We start from the raw sequence: 12,996 nt of genomic DNA on the forward strand, positions 1-12,996 counted from the left end.
CGGCGGCAGCGACGGTCTTTCACCACAAGGGTGAGGAGTAATCCTCGCCCTTTTTGTTTGTCTACGGAATGAAAACGAGGTATCTGCAATGCGGCCGCTACCGCTTCCCGCTGGAGGGTGAGGCAGCCCGGCCGCTGGTGATGGGAATACTCAACGTCACGCCTGACTCCTTCTCGGACGGAGGACGATTCCAGGCACTCGACTCGGCGCTGTCACACGCCGAGCAGATGATCGCGGACGGTGTCGACATCATCGACATCGGCGGCGAATCGACCCGCCCGGGATCACGGCCGCCGCCGCTGGAGGAAGAATTGCGGCGCGTAATGCCGGCGCTGTACGCGCTGCGGGATTGCGGCAAGGCGATTTCGATCGATACGAGGGAGCCGCGGGTCATGCGTGCGGCAGTCGATGCCGGTGCGGACATGGTGAACGATGTCAACGGGTTTCGCGCTCCGGGCGCGTTGAGTGCAGTCAACCAGGGTGAGAGTGCATTGTGTATCATGCATATGCTGCGCGATCCGCAGACCATGCAGGCGGCGCCGCATTATGACGACGTCGTTGCCGAGGTCGGCGCTTTCCTGCGCGAACGGCGCGCCGCTGCGGAACAGGCAGGCATCGTACCGGAGCGCCTCTGCATCGACCCTGGCTTTGGATTCGGCAAGACGCTCGTGCACAATCTCGACCTGCTGCGTGCGGTCGGCGACCTGCGCGACAACTGCGGCTTGCCTGTGCTTGCGGGGCTGTCCCGCAAATCGATGATCGGTTCGATCACCGGCAAGCCGGTCGGGCGGCGGGGAGCCGGGAGCGTTGCTGCAGCGCTGGCTGCCGTAGCGCGTGGCGCCGCCATCGTACGGGTGCATGACGTGGCAGAGACCGTGGACGCATTGAAGGTCTGGCAGGCGATCCAGGCAAACACTCAAGGGTAAGAAATGACACGAAAATATTTTGGAACCGACGGCGTCAGGGGCAGGGTAGGGACGCTGCCGATTACGCCGGACCTGGTGATGAAGCTGGGTTACGCCGCGGGGAAGGTGTTGGCACAGGCCGAGACTGCGAGCGGCCGCCCGACGGTGTTGATCGGCAAGGACACCCGCATCTCCGGCTACATGCTCGAGGCGGCGCTCGAAGCGGGGTTTTCCGCTGCCGGCGTCGATGTCACCCTCGCCGGCCCGATGCCGACACCGGCCATCGCCTATCTGACGCGTGCCCTCCGCCTGTCCGCCGGCGTCGTCATCTCCGCCTCGCACAACCCGTATCAGGACAACGGCATCAAGTTCTTCTCCGCATCCGGCAACAAGCTTCCGGACGCGGTGGAAGCGGCGATCGAAGCACAGCTCGAGGAACCGATGTCGTGCGTCAGCTCCGAAAAGCTCGGCCGTGCCAAGCGTCTTCCGGATGCACAGGGGCGCTACATCGAATTCTGCAAGAGCACCTTTCCGACCGAGCTCGACTTGCGCGGGCTGAAGATCGTGGTCGACTGTGCCCACGGCGCGGCATATCACATCGCACCCGACGTTTTTCACGAGCTCGGCGCCGAAGTCGTCGCCATCGGCGACAAGCCGAACGGCTTCAATATCAACGACGGTGTCGGCGCGACTGCGCCTGCGGCGCTGTCCGCCGCCGTGAAGGAACACAAGGCCGACCTCGGGATTGCGCTGGACGGCGACGCCGACCGCCTGATCATGGTCGACGCCAGCGGCCGCGTGTACAACGGCGATGAACTGCTCTACGTGATGGTGAAGGACCGGTCGGCAACGTCCCGCGTGAAGGGAGCTGTCGGCACGCTGATGACGAACATGGCGCTGGAAGTGGCTTTCCGTGAGATGGGTATCGGCTTTGCCCGTGCCAAGGTTGGCGACCGCTATGTGCTGGAGGTGCTGCAAGAGCGCGGCTGGCTGATCGGCGGCGAAGGCTCCGGCCATCTGCTGTTCCTTGACAAGCACACGACCGGCGACGGCATTATCTCCGCGCTGCAGGTCTTGTCCGCACTCAAGCGTAGCGGCAAGACCCTGGCCGAGGTAACGGCGGATCTGACCTTGTTCCCGCAGAGCCTGGTCAACGTGAAGGTGGCGCGGGGATTCGACTGGACGCAGCACGATGCCGTCGTCGCGGAAAAGGATAGCGTGGAAGCAGCGCTGGGCGGCGACGGCCGTGTGCTGATCCGGGCGTCGGGCACCGAGCCGCTGATCCGCGTCATGGTGGAGGCGCGAAATGCCGACACTGCGGAGCGCATGGCACGCCGTATAGCGGAGAAGATCCCGGCCTGAGCCGGCACGCCTCGAGTCGGAAGGGCTGGCTGTCAGGCCCGCCGGGGAAAACAAGAAAAGCCGCATGGGTGATCCCATGCGGCTTTTCTTCTGGCGGCGCCTGTTCTCGCGCCGCGTGCTTTCCTTGCGTCTCTTACTTGGCCGGCGCGGGCTCAGTACCTGCGGGTGCCGCGGGAACGGCCTGGCCAGCTGGTGCTGCCGGGGTGGACGGCGTCTCCGGCGTCGAATGTGTGGCCGAGTCGGTCGGCAGTCCGTGTCCGGCCTCGCCCTGCATGTCAACCTTGTCACCCGCCTTCATGATGACGAACAGTGCGACAGCGGCAAATACGACGAACGCGGCAAAAATCTTCCACATGATAGGTCTCCGAATCGTTATGTCGCACCAGCGACGAACAAAACGCCGGAAAACCGGCGTTCATCTTGGGCTGGAGAATACCGGCGCATCCTTACACCGGCCTTGCAACCCGCCGGAAAGATGGGCGGGTGGCAGGGGGCATCAGGCTGCCAGCAGCTGGCGCAGCACGAACGGGAGGATGCCGCCGTGCTTGTAGTAGTCAACCTCGATCGGCGTATCGATCCGCAGCAGGACTTTTACTTCCTGGCGCTTGCCATCCGGACGCTTGATCACCAGCGTCGCTTGTTGCTGCGGCCGGATGTCGTCCTCGATTCCGACCAGGTCGAAGCTTTCGGTGCCGGTGATGCCGAGTGTCTCCACGCTGTCGTCGCCGAGGAACTGCAGGGGCAGCACGCCCATGCCGACCAGGTTGGAACGGTGGATGCGCTCGAATGAGCGGGCGATGACCGCCTTGACGCCCAGCAGCTGCGTGCCCTTGGCAGCCCAGTCGCGCGACGACCCGGTGCCGTACTCCTCGCCGGCGAAGATCATGGTCGGGACGCCGTCGCCGACGTACTTCATTGCCGCGTCATAGATCGACATCTGCTCGCCGCTAGGCTGATGGATCGTGAGGCCGCCTTCGACCCGCGACCCGTCCTCCTTCGCGGGAATCATCAGGTTCTTGATACGGACATTGGCAAAGGTGCCGCGCATCATCACCTCGTGGTTGCCGCGCCGGGAGCCGTAGGAGTTGAAATCGGCCTTGAGCACGCCGTTCTCCAGCAGCCACTTCCCGGCCGGACTGGTTTCCTTGATCGAACCCGCAGGGGAGATGTGGTCGGTGGTGATCGAGTCACCGAACACGCCGAGCGCGCGGGCGCCTTCGATCGTCGTGGCAGCCGCCTTCGGCTGCATTTCGAAGCCCTCGAAGAACGGCGGCTCGGCAATGTAGGTCGATTTCGGCCAGTTGTAGACGTCGCCCTGCGCGATACCCTTGATTTGCTGCCACAACTTGCCCGGCGCGGCCTGAACATCCGCATAGTTCTGCTTGTACTTCGCCGGATTCATCGCGAATTTCGCGACCAGCTGGTTGACCTCCTGGGAAGTTGGCCAGATGTCGCCCAGGTAAACGTCGCGGCCGCCCTTGCCCTTACCGACCGGCTCGGTCATCAAATCGCGGCACACGGTGCCGGCGATGGCATACGCGACAACCAGCGGCGGCGAGGCGAGGAAGTTGGCCCGGATGTTCGGGTGGATGCGCGCCTCGAAGTTGCGATTGCCGGACAGGACTGCGGCGGCAACCACGTCGTTCTCGACGATGGCATCGTTCAGTTCCGGCGTCAGGTCGCCGGAATTGCCGATGCAGGTCGAGCAGCCGTAGGAAGTGACGGCGAAGCCGAGTTTTGCGAGGTAGGGCAGCAGTCCGGCCGCCTCCAGGTAGTCGGTGACCACGCGCGACCCGGGCGACAGTGAGGTCTTGATGTGCGGCGCCACCACCAGGCCGGCCTCGACGGCCTTTTTCGCGAGCAGGCCAGCGGCGAGCATGACGTTCGGGTTGGATGTATTGGTGCAGGAAGTGATTGCGGCAATGAGGATGTCGCCGTTGCGCAGTGCGACGTCGTCACGCGTCCGGTATTCGGCCTCCAGGTCCTCCGGTTTCTTGTTGAAGCCGTTTTCCGCCACCGACTTCGAGAACAGGTCGGTGAAGGTGGATTTCACACTGCCGATCTCGATCCTGTCCTGCGGCCGCTTCGGGCCCGCAAGCGACGGAGCCACGGTGCCCAGGTCCAGCGTGACGACCTTGGTATAGTCGATCTCGCCTTCCCGCGGGATGCCGAACATGCCCTGTTCACGGAAGTAGGCCTCGAACGCATCGATCTCCGCCTTGCTGCGGCCGGTGCCGCGGAAGTACTCGATGGTGGCTTCGTCGACCGGGAAGAAGCCCATCGTCGCGCCGTATTCCGGCGCCATGTTGCCGATCGTCGCGCGGTCGGTGGTCGAAAGGGAGGTCAGCCCGTCGCCAAAGAACTCCACGAACTTGCCCACCACTTTTTCCCTGCGCAGCATCTCGGTGATCGTCAGCACCAGGTCGGTTCCGGTTACCCCTTCCCGCAACTGGCCGGTGAGGTTGACGCCGATGACGTCAGGGGTCAGGAAGTACACCGGCTGCCCGAGCATGCCGGCTTCCGCCTCGATGCCGCCGACGCCCCAGCCGACGACGCCGATGCCGTTGATCATCGTGGTGTGCGAGTCGGTGCCGACCAGGGTGTCGGGGTAGTACACGTCGGCCTTCTTGTGCACGCCGCGCGCCAGGTATTCCAGGTTGACCTGGTGCACGATGCCGAAGCCGGGGGGTACGACGCCGAAGGTGTCGAACGCCTGCATGCCCCATTTCATGAACTGGTAGCGCTCGTTGTTGCGCTGGAATTCCAGCTTCATGTTCAGGTCCAACGCATTCTTCACGCGGGCGTAGTCCACCTGGATCGAGTGGTCGACGACCAGGTCGACCGGCACCAGCGGCTCGATGTTCTTGGGCTTCTTGCCCATCTTTTCGGCCACGCCGCGCATCGCGGCCAGGTCGGCGAGCAGCGGGACGCCGGTGAAATCCTGCAGGATCACACGGGCGACGACGAACGGAATTTCGTCGACCCGGGCAGCGGCGGGTTCCCAGTTCGCCAGCTGGCGCACATGGTCTTCGGTGACTTTCTTGCCATCGCAATTCCGCAATACCGATTCAAGCACGATCCGGATCGAGACCGGCAGCCGGGAGATATCCCTGCCGAGCGCTTCCCCGAGCGCGGGCAATGAATAGAGCTTGCCTTTCCTTGCACCGGAAATCGTGAATTCCTTGAGGGTGTTCAGAGTATTGCGGGACATGTAGTCACTCCTTAAATTATTAGAACTGAACAGCGGTTGGTCGAATTATCGTTGTGGCCGCGGCGCGGGCAGGGCAAGCCCGCCGCCGGGCTTTTTTGCATCAGTTCTTCTCGGCGACCTGGGCGGCCTGCTCGGCGTTCCGGCATTCGTTGGCCAACTGCTTGCCCTTCTTCGCGTCGAGCAGCATGCCCTTGGCCGGGATGCCGATCCAGACCAGGCCGTTCTTGCTGTCCTCGAAGCGATGCGCGCCGGTCGTCGTGCTGACCCGGGTCATCTGATGCAGGCGCTTGTTCCATCGCAGCGCGATCTGCTGATCGTCGCCCGCATTGTTGTAGATGGTGAGTTTGTTGCCGAGTTCGCAATCGAATGCGACTGGCGTCATGCCGCCGACGTCCGGCTCCTTGCCGTCGTCGTGTTCGGCGGCATCCGGCTTGGCCGGTTGCTTCTTCTTGGCGGGTGCCTTCTTGACCTGCTTCGCCGGAGCGTCTGCGGCGAACGCCGGGCCACCGGCGCAAGCGATTCCGGCAATGGCAAGGACGATTGCTGATAAAGTTTTCATCGAATGTTTCCTGGGTAGGGCGCCGGACTCTCGACTTCCTGTTATGCGCTGCTAAGTTGAAAAAAGACTTCCTGATGATTCTGGCAACCGCATGCCGCTGGCGCGCGCTCGCTGCAGAATCATCCAATAGTAGCGGTAACTGGCGCGGTCGTGGAGCCTGCCGTTGTGCTGGATTGGCCCCCATGCCACAGCCTGTGCGGCGTTCAGGATAGCCGCGGCCTCCTCTACCTCGGCGCTGTCGGGTGACATCGCCGCAAGGATGGGACGGACCTGATGGGGATGAATGCTCCACATGCGGGTATAGCCGAACTCCGCGGCGGCACGGGCGGCGTCCTTGCCCGCCGCGGACGCATCCCTGATCTCCGTCGTCACGTTATGCGACGGCGTCTTGCCGAAGGCATGGCAGGCGGCGGCGATTTCCAGCTTGGCGCGCGCCACCAGGGGATGGATAAACTGTCCGGGGGATCGCATCGCCGCGGCGGGTATGGCGCCGTAGTGGGCGGAGACGAAGTCCATGATGCCGAACGACAGGCATTCGACCTGGGGCAGGGCCGCGATACGCCATACGTCGGCGAGGGCGCCGTGCGTCTCGATCAGGACATGGACCGGCAGACCGTCGCGGCCCGCCCTTGCCGCATGGCGGCTGACCGTGTCGATCCCGCGCTGTACGTCGTCGATGCCGCCGACCTTGGGGAGTACAAGATAGGCGAGGCGGGGAGCCGCGTCGCCGCAGATGATGGCCACGTCCTGCGCGAAGCAGGGATGGTCGAGGTCATGGACGCGGGCGCCAATGCGGCCGAAACGGTTGTCGTCGGAATTGACGAGGGCAGCGACGAGCCGGGCGTGCGCCTCCTCGTTGCCGGCGCTGGCGCCGTCTTCGCAGTCGAAGGTGATGTCGAATACGGGGCCAAGCTCTTGTTGCAGGGCGATCGAGCGGCGCATCAGTTTCTCGGCGCCCGCGTAGTGGTCGCAGGCCGGTATCGAGACCGGACGCTGTTCTCCCTGGAACAAGACCTCGGAAGGATGCATGGGCAATGCCTGGGGTGGAAATGGGACGACGGCGCCGCCGCCGTCCCGGTGCCTGGGTCAGCCTACCAGGTGCTTGACGCCGTCACGCTCTTCCATCAGCTCTTTCAGCGTGAGGTTGATGCGCTCCTGCGAGAATGCATCGATCTCCAGTCCCTGGACGATCTTGTACTCGCCGTTCTCCGTCGTGACCGGGAAGCCGAACATGGTGCCTTCCGGGATGCCGTAGGAGCCGTCGGACGGAATGCCCATCGTGGTCCACTTGCCGTTGGTGCCGAGCACCCAGTCACGCACGTGGTCGATGGCTGCATTCGCTGCCGAGGCGGCCGACGACAGGCCGCGCGCCTCGATGATGGCGGCGCCGCGCTTGCCGACGGTTGGCAGGAACACGTCCTTGTTCCATGCGTCGTCATTGATCATTTCCTTCACCGACTTGCCTTCGATCGTGGCAAAGCGGTAGTCGGCGTACATGGTCGGCGAATGGTTGCCCCACACGCACAGCTTCTCGATGGCCGATACCGGCTTGCCGGTCTTCTGCGCAACCTGGGAGAGCGCGCGATTGTGATCGAGGCGCAGCATGGCGGTGAAGTTCTTGGCCGGGAGATTGGGTGCCGACTTCATGGCGATGTAGGCGTTGGTATTGGCCGGATTGCCGACCACCAGCACCTTGACGTTGCGCGAGGCGACCGCGTCCAGCGCCTTGCCCTGCACCGTGAAGATCTGCGCATTGGCTTCGAGCAGGTCCTTGCGTTCCATGCCCGGGCCGCGCGGGCGGGCGCCGACCAGCAGGGCCACGTCGATGTCCTTGAACGCGGTCATCGGGTCGCTGTGGGCGGTCATGCCCGCCAGCAGCGGGAAAGCGCAGTCGTCGATCTCCATCATCACGCCCTTGAGCGCCTTCTGGGCCTTTTCGTCGGGGATTTCAAGCAGTTGCAGGATGACGGGCTGGTCCTTGCCCAGCATATCGCCGTTGGCGATGCGGAACAGCAGGGAGTAGCCGATCTGGCCGGCGGCGCCGGTGACGGCCACGCGCATGGGGGCTTTAGCCATGGTGAATCTCCAAAGTGGGAAATGAAACGGGATGCTGTCGAATTCTGTTTAAATTCCTGCAAGCCTGTAATGATACCTTTGAAACCCGGCAGGCGTCAGCGTGCCTACAGGCGGAACGGCAGGCACGCTCGCCTCGGCTTGCCGCGAGTAAACATCCTGGCGAGTGTAGGCGCAGGTGGACAGTATGTCAATGTACGTCCTCTATCTTATATAAGACAACTTACCGCCTTTTTTGCTAGACGGCAAAGGCGGTTTTGTGGTGAAATCTGCATACTATGAGTACCGTCACCACCAACCCGGCCAACAACGGCGCACCTGCTGCCGGCGCGGGCGGTACTGCCACCGCTTCCTCTCCGACGTTCAGTCCGCTGTACCAGCAGATCAAGGCGCTGATCACCCAGAGCCTGCAGTCCGGGGAGTGGAAGCCGGGCGAGCTGATCCCCAGCGAGGTCGAGCTCGCCAACCGGTTCAAGGTCAGTCAGGGGACGGTGCGCAAGGCGATTGACGAGCTTGCCGCGGAGAACCTCGTGGTACGCCGCCAGGGCAAGGGGACCTTCGTCGCCACCCACAGCGAGGCGCGGGCCCAGTTCCGTTTCCTGCGGCTGATGCCGGATGCCGGCGACCCGCACTACGCCGACAACAAGATCCTGGAAGTCAAGAGACTGCGCGCGCCCGCGGAAGTGGCGCGGCTGCTGGAGATCAAGTCAGGCGACTCGGTCGTCTACATCAAGCGTGTACAGGCTTTCGAGCAGGCGCCGACGATCGTCGAGGAGCTATGGCTGCCAGGAGCAATCTTCAAGGGGCTGACCGCGGAGCGACTGGTCGAGTACAAGGGGCCGATGTACGGCCTCTTTGAAACCGAATTCGGCACGCGCATGATCCGCGCGACCGAGAAGATCCGGGCTGTCGCCGCGGATGCGGCCACAGCAGACTTGCTCAATATCGCGCACAATACACCGCTGCTCAGCGTCGAGCGCGTGTCCTATACCTACGGCGACAAGCCGGTGGAAGTGCGGCGCGGCTTGTACCTGACCGACCGTCATCACTACCTGAACGAGTTGAGCTGACCGGGCGGATCTGAGGGCGATACGCGATTTCTCCGATTGACAGGCAATTTGTTTGCTTTCGGCAAATTTAACAGTTGGTGTGCCTTAGAAAAATCGGCGAAAATTATGGGATTTTTCTGCCCTGGGAGGTTTTGTCATGTCTGAAGCCGTGAAAAAAGTCCGGCGCCACGGGGTCATGAGCTTTGCTCAGGCCGTCCACTATCGACTACCGCTGGCCGCGATCGCATCGATTCTGCATCGCATCAGCGGCGCGTTGATGTTCCTGCTGCTGCCATTCATCCTGTACCTGCTCGACCAGAGCCTGATGTCGGAAATCTCGTTCGAGTATTTCAAGGGATTCGTCTCGCACTGGTTCGTCAAGCTGGTCATCCTCGCCCTGGTCTGGGCCTATCTGCACCACTTCGCCGCCGGTATACGCCACCTGTTCCTGGACTTTCACTTTGCCCTCGACAAGGAGTCCAGCCGCAAGACGACGGTTGCAGTATTCGCGGTCAGCCTGGCCCTGACCGCACTGATCGGTTTGAAACTGTTCGGAGCATTCTGAAAAATGGCAAGCAATAACAATATCGGACCGAATCGCCTCGTCATCGGCGCGCATTACGGTCTGCGCGACTGGCTCGCGCAACGTGTGACCGCGATCGTCATGGCGGCGTACACGATCATCCTGCTGGTGGTTTTCATGATGGGCAATAACTACAGCTATGAAGGCTGGGCGTCGCTGTTCTCGCGCCAGTGGTTCAAGGTCATCACCTTCGCTGTCTTCGCTTCGCTGTTCTACCACGCCTGGGTAGGGATGCGTAACATCTGGATGGACTACATCTCGAACTCGATCGCGCTGCGTATCGTGTTCCATGCCGCCACTATCCTGTGGCTGCTCGGTTGCGCCGGTTGGGCTGCACAAATTATCTGGAGAGCGTAATCGTGGTGGCAATCAAACAATCCCTTCCCGTCCGCCGTTTCGACGCGGTGATCGTTGGCGCCGGCGGTTCCGGCATGCGCGCCTCGCTGCAGCTGGCGGAAGCCGGCCTCAATGTCGCTGTGCTGTCCAAGGTGTTCCCGACCCGTTCGCATACGGTCGCCGCCCAGGGCGGCATCGGTGCCTCGCTCGGCAACATGTCGGAAGATAACTGGTACTGGCACATGTTCGACACCGTCAAGGGTTCGGACTATCTCGGCGACCAGGACGCCATTGAGTTCATGTGCCGCGAGGCGCCCAAGGTCGTGTACGAGCTCGAGCACTTCGGCATGCCCTTCGACCGCAATCCCGACGGCACCATCTACCAGCGTCCGTTCGGCGGCCACACCGCCAACTTCGGCGAGAAGCCGGTGCAGCGCGCATGCGCCGCGGCCGACCGTACCGGACACGCACTGCTGCACACCCTGTACCAGCGCAACGTGCGCGCCCGTACCCATTTCTTCGTCGAGTGGATGGCGATCGACCTGATCCGCGACCAGGACGGCGACGTGCTCGGCGTGGTCGCGCTGGAAATGGAAACCGGCGACGTCATGATTCTCGAAGCGAAGACCACGCTGTTCGCCACCGGCGGAGCAGGGCGCATCTTCGCGGCATCGACCAACGCCTTCATCAACACCGGCGACGGCATGGGCATGGCGGCACGCGCCGGCCTCCCGCTGCAGGACATGGAGTTCTGGCAATTCCACCCGACCGGCGTGTCCGGTGCCGGCGTGCTGATTACTGAAGGCGTGCGCGGCGAAGGCGGCATCCTGATCAACGCCAACGGCGAACGCTTCATGGAGCGTTATGCGCCGACGCTGAAGGATCTCGCGCCGCGCGACTTCGTGTCGCGCTCGATGGACCAGGAGATCAAGGAAGGCCGTGGCTGCGGTCCGAACAAGGACCACGTGCTGCTGGACCTGCGCCACATCGGCGCCGACACTATCCGCAAGCGCCTGCCGTCGATTCTCGAAATTGGCCACAAGTTCGCCAACGTCGACGCGACCAAGGAGCCGATTCCGGTCGTTCCGACCATCCACTACCAGATGGGCGGCATCCCGACCAACATCAACGGCCAGGTGGTCGCGCCGAAGAACGGCATCCCCAACGAGGTCGTCAACGGCATGTACGCGATCGGCGAATGCGCGTGCGTTTCGGTCCACGGCGCCAACCGCCTCGGCACCAACTCGCTGCTCGACCTGGTGGTGTTCGGCCGCGCGGCAGGCAACCACATCGTCGCCAGCAACCTGAAGCAGAAGAACCACAAGCCGCTCCCCGCGGACGCGGCCGACGTCGCGCTGTCCCGCCTCGCACGTCTCGAGACCAGCACCGGTTCGGAGCGTGTGCAGGACGTCGCCAACGATATCCGCGCCTCGATGCAGCAGTACTGCGGCGTGTTCCGGACCGACGAGCTGCTGCAGGCCGGGGTCAAGAAGATCATGGAGCTGGATGAGCGCCGCAAGCACGTTTCGTTCAAGGACAAGTCCAAGGTGTTCAACACCGCGCGCGTCGAAGCGCTCGAACTGGATAACCTGATCGAGACCGCGAAGGCCACCATCGTCTCGGCGGCGGCCCGCAAGGAGTCGCGCGGCGCCCACGCGCACCGCGACTACGAGAAGCGCGACGACGAGAACTGGATGAAGCACTCCCTGTTCTTCTCCGAAGGCAACCGCCTCGATTACAAGCCGGTCAACACCAAGCCGCTGACCGTGGAAACCTTCAAGCCAAAAGCCCGTACTTTCTAAGGTAAGAACATGGCACGTACCCTGAAATTCAAAATCTACCGTTACGATCCGGACAAGGACGACAAGCCCTACATGCAGGATCTGACGGTCACGCTGCAGGACACGGACAAGATGCTGCTGGACGCGCTCCAGCGCATCAAGTCGGATGTCGACGACTCGCTCGCCCTGCGCCGCTCCTGTCGTGAAGGCGTGTGCGGCTCCGACGCCATGAACATCAATGGCAAGAACGGCCTGGCCTGCACCACCAACCTGAACGAGCTGACCGAGCCGATCGTGCTGCGTCCGTTGCCCGGTCTGCCGGTGATCCGCGACCTGATCGTCGACATGACCCAGTTCTTCAAGCAGTACCACTCGGTCAAGCCGTACCTGATCAACGATACGATTCCGCCCGAGAAGGAGCGTCTGCAGACGCCGGAAGAGCGGGAAGAGCTGGACGGCCTGTACGAGTGCATCCTGTGCGCGTGCTGCTCGACCTCCTGCCCGTCGTTCTGGTGGAACCCGGACAAGTTCGTCGGCCCGGCCGGCCTGCTGCAGGCTTACCGATTCATCGCCGACAGCCGTGACCAGGCCACGGGCGAGCGCCTCGATAACCTCGAGGATCCGTACCGCCTGTTCCGCTGCCACACCATCATGAACTGCGTCGACGTCTGCCCGAAGGGACTGAACCCGACCCGGGCGATCGGCAAGATCAAAGAGCTGATGGTGCGCCGCGCTGTCTAAGCCGTATCGGGCGGAGGCAGGCGCCTCCGCCTATTTCATGAGCCAGTCGCAGCGGCGGCCGGGCTGATGAAATAGAGTGAACGGGAACTTATGTCTCCAACCCATCAATCCGATCCGGCCAAGCGGGCCCGCCTGCGATGGCGCGCTCGGCGGGGCCTGCTTGAAAACGACCTGATCGTGACGCGTTTCCTGGATGCGCACGAAACCGAACTGACCGATGAGGAAGTCGACGCGTTTTCGCGTCTGATGGACCTCGCGGACAATGATTTGATGGACTTGCTGCTGGCGCGCAAGGAACCATCGGGCGATGTGGATCTTCCGCATGTCCATGCGTTGCTGACGAGACTGCGCGCTGCCTGAAACAGCCGGCACAGGCTGGTATGGCGTTTGGTTTTT

At 63.0% G+C, this 12,996-nt stretch carries 13 protein-coding genes; 8 read left to right on the top strand and 5 right to left on the bottom strand.

Annotated elements, in window-relative coordinates; genetic code table 11:
• Positions 1 to 68 precede the first annotated feature (68 nt).
• Entirely contained in the window at positions 69 to 926 is an 858-nt protein-coding gene (gene folP / locus VIM12_RS04420) for a dihydropteroate synthase (RefSeq protein WP_331940403.1), read from the top strand.
• A gap of 3 nt (positions 927 to 929) precedes the next feature.
• A complete protein-coding gene (gene glmM / locus VIM12_RS04425; protein ID WP_331940404.1) occupies positions 930 to 2,267 on the top strand; it encodes a phosphoglucosamine mutase in 1,338 nt (445 codons plus the stop codon).
• Between the two features lie 133 nt (positions 2,268 to 2,400).
• On the opposite strand, the gene VIM12_RS04430 is transcribed toward glmM, so the two are convergent.
• The 5 genes from VIM12_RS04430 to VIM12_RS04450 form a co-directional block, all read right to left on the bottom strand.
• Positions 2,401 to 2,622, bottom strand: coding sequence for a hypothetical protein (locus tag VIM12_RS04430; RefSeq protein WP_331940405.1), 222 nt, complete (start codon positions 2,620 to 2,622; stop codon positions 2,401 to 2,403).
• Between the two features lie 141 nt (positions 2,623 to 2,763).
• Entirely contained in the window at positions 2,764 to 5,478 is a 2,715-nt protein-coding gene (gene acnA, locus VIM12_RS04435; protein WP_331940406.1) for an aconitate hydratase AcnA, read from the bottom strand.
• A 100-nt stretch (positions 5,479 to 5,578) separates the two neighbouring features.
• Positions 5,579 to 6,037, bottom strand: coding sequence for a hypothetical protein (locus tag VIM12_RS04440; RefSeq protein ID WP_331940407.1), 459 nt, complete (start codon positions 6,035 to 6,037; stop codon positions 5,579 to 5,581).
• 51 nt (positions 6,038 to 6,088) lie between these two features.
• Positions 6,089 to 7,066: an HpcH/HpaI aldolase/citrate lyase family protein gene (locus VIM12_RS04445; RefSeq protein ID WP_331940408.1), complete on the bottom strand. Its 978-nt coding sequence runs from the start codon at positions 7,064 to 7,066 to the stop codon at positions 6,089 to 6,091.
• Between the two features lie 57 nt (positions 7,067 to 7,123).
• Positions 7,124 to 8,113 carry a malate dehydrogenase gene (locus VIM12_RS04450; RefSeq protein ID WP_331940409.1) on the bottom strand — a complete coding sequence of 330 codons (990 nt, stop codon included), beginning with the start codon at positions 8,111 to 8,113 and terminating at the stop codon, positions 7,124 to 7,126.
• 275 nt (positions 8,114 to 8,388) lie between these two features.
• Here VIM12_RS04450 and VIM12_RS04455 point away from each other — a divergent pair, with 275 nt between their 5' ends.
• The 6 genes from VIM12_RS04455 to VIM12_RS04480 all read left to right on the top strand — a co-directional run bounded on the left by VIM12_RS04455 (position 8,389) and on the right by VIM12_RS04480 (position 12,960).
• Positions 8,389 to 9,180 (top strand): GntR family transcriptional regulator, encoded by a 792-nt coding sequence (locus tag VIM12_RS04455; protein WP_331940410.1) that lies wholly within the window; start codon positions 8,389 to 8,391, stop codon positions 9,178 to 9,180.
• A gap of 136 nt (positions 9,181 to 9,316) precedes the next feature.
• A complete protein-coding gene (sdhC, locus tag VIM12_RS04460) occupies positions 9,317 to 9,724 on the top strand; it encodes a succinate dehydrogenase, cytochrome b556 subunit (RefSeq protein WP_331940411.1) in 408 nt (135 codons plus the stop codon).
• Positions 9,725 to 9,727: 3 nt separating this feature from the next.
• Positions 9,728 to 10,099 (top strand): succinate dehydrogenase, hydrophobic membrane anchor protein, encoded by a 372-nt coding sequence (gene sdhD / locus VIM12_RS04465; RefSeq protein WP_331940412.1) that lies wholly within the window; start codon positions 9,728 to 9,730, stop codon positions 10,097 to 10,099.
• 2 nt (positions 10,100 to 10,101) lie between these two features.
• Positions 10,102 to 11,880, top strand: a complete 1,779-nt coding sequence (sdhA, locus tag VIM12_RS04470) for a succinate dehydrogenase flavoprotein subunit (protein WP_331940413.1) — start codon at positions 10,102 to 10,104, stop codon at positions 11,878 to 11,880.
• A 9-nt stretch (positions 11,881 to 11,889) separates the two neighbouring features.
• Positions 11,890 to 12,600: a succinate dehydrogenase iron-sulfur subunit gene (locus VIM12_RS04475; protein WP_331940414.1), complete on the top strand. Its 711-nt coding sequence runs from the start codon at positions 11,890 to 11,892 to the stop codon at positions 12,598 to 12,600.
• Positions 12,601 to 12,690: 90 nt separating this feature from the next.
• Positions 12,691 to 12,960 carry a succinate dehydrogenase assembly factor 2 gene (locus tag VIM12_RS04480; RefSeq protein WP_331940415.1) on the top strand — a complete coding sequence of 90 codons (270 nt, stop codon included), beginning with the start codon at positions 12,691 to 12,693 and terminating at the stop codon, positions 12,958 to 12,960.
• Positions 12,961 to 12,996: the final 36 nt, after the last annotated feature.

Source organism: Noviherbaspirillum sp. (assembly GCF_036563305.1).
GTDB lineage: Bacteria > Pseudomonadota > Gammaproteobacteria > Burkholderiales > Burkholderiaceae_D > Noviherbaspirillum.

Coding starts and splice junctions, on each gene's coding strand:
- folP (WP_331940403.1), top strand. CDS start 69: ATGAAAACGAGGTATCTGCAATGCGGCCGCTACCGCTTCCCGCTGGAG.
- glmM (WP_331940404.1), top strand. CDS start 930: ATGACACGAAAATATTTTGGAACCGACGGCGTCAGGGGCAGGGTAGGG.
- VIM12_RS04430 (WP_331940405.1), bottom strand. CDS start 2,622: ATGTGGAAGATTTTTGCCGCGTTCGTCGTATTTGCCGCTGTCGCACTG.
- acnA (WP_331940406.1), bottom strand. CDS start 5,478: ATGTCCCGCAATACTCTGAACACCCTCAAGGAATTCACGATTTCCGGT.
- VIM12_RS04440 (WP_331940407.1), bottom strand. CDS start 6,037: ATGAAAACTTTATCAGCAATCGTCCTTGCCATTGCCGGAATCGCTTGC.
- VIM12_RS04445 (WP_331940408.1), bottom strand. CDS start 7,066: ATGCATCCTTCCGAGGTCTTGTTCCAGGGAGAACAGCGTCCGGTCTCG.
- VIM12_RS04450 (WP_331940409.1), bottom strand. CDS start 8,113: ATGGCTAAAGCCCCCATGCGCGTGGCCGTCACCGGCGCCGCCGGCCAG.
- VIM12_RS04455 (WP_331940410.1), top strand. CDS start 8,389: ATGAGTACCGTCACCACCAACCCGGCCAACAACGGCGCACCTGCTGCC.
- sdhC (WP_331940411.1), top strand. CDS start 9,317: ATGTCTGAAGCCGTGAAAAAAGTCCGGCGCCACGGGGTCATGAGCTTT.
- sdhD (WP_331940412.1), top strand. CDS start 9,728: ATGGCAAGCAATAACAATATCGGACCGAATCGCCTCGTCATCGGCGCG.
- VIM12_RS04475 (WP_331940414.1), top strand. CDS start 11,890: ATGGCACGTACCCTGAAATTCAAAATCTACCGTTACGATCCGGACAAG.
- VIM12_RS04480 (WP_331940415.1), top strand. CDS start 12,691: ATGTCTCCAACCCATCAATCCGATCCGGCCAAGCGGGCCCGCCTGCGA.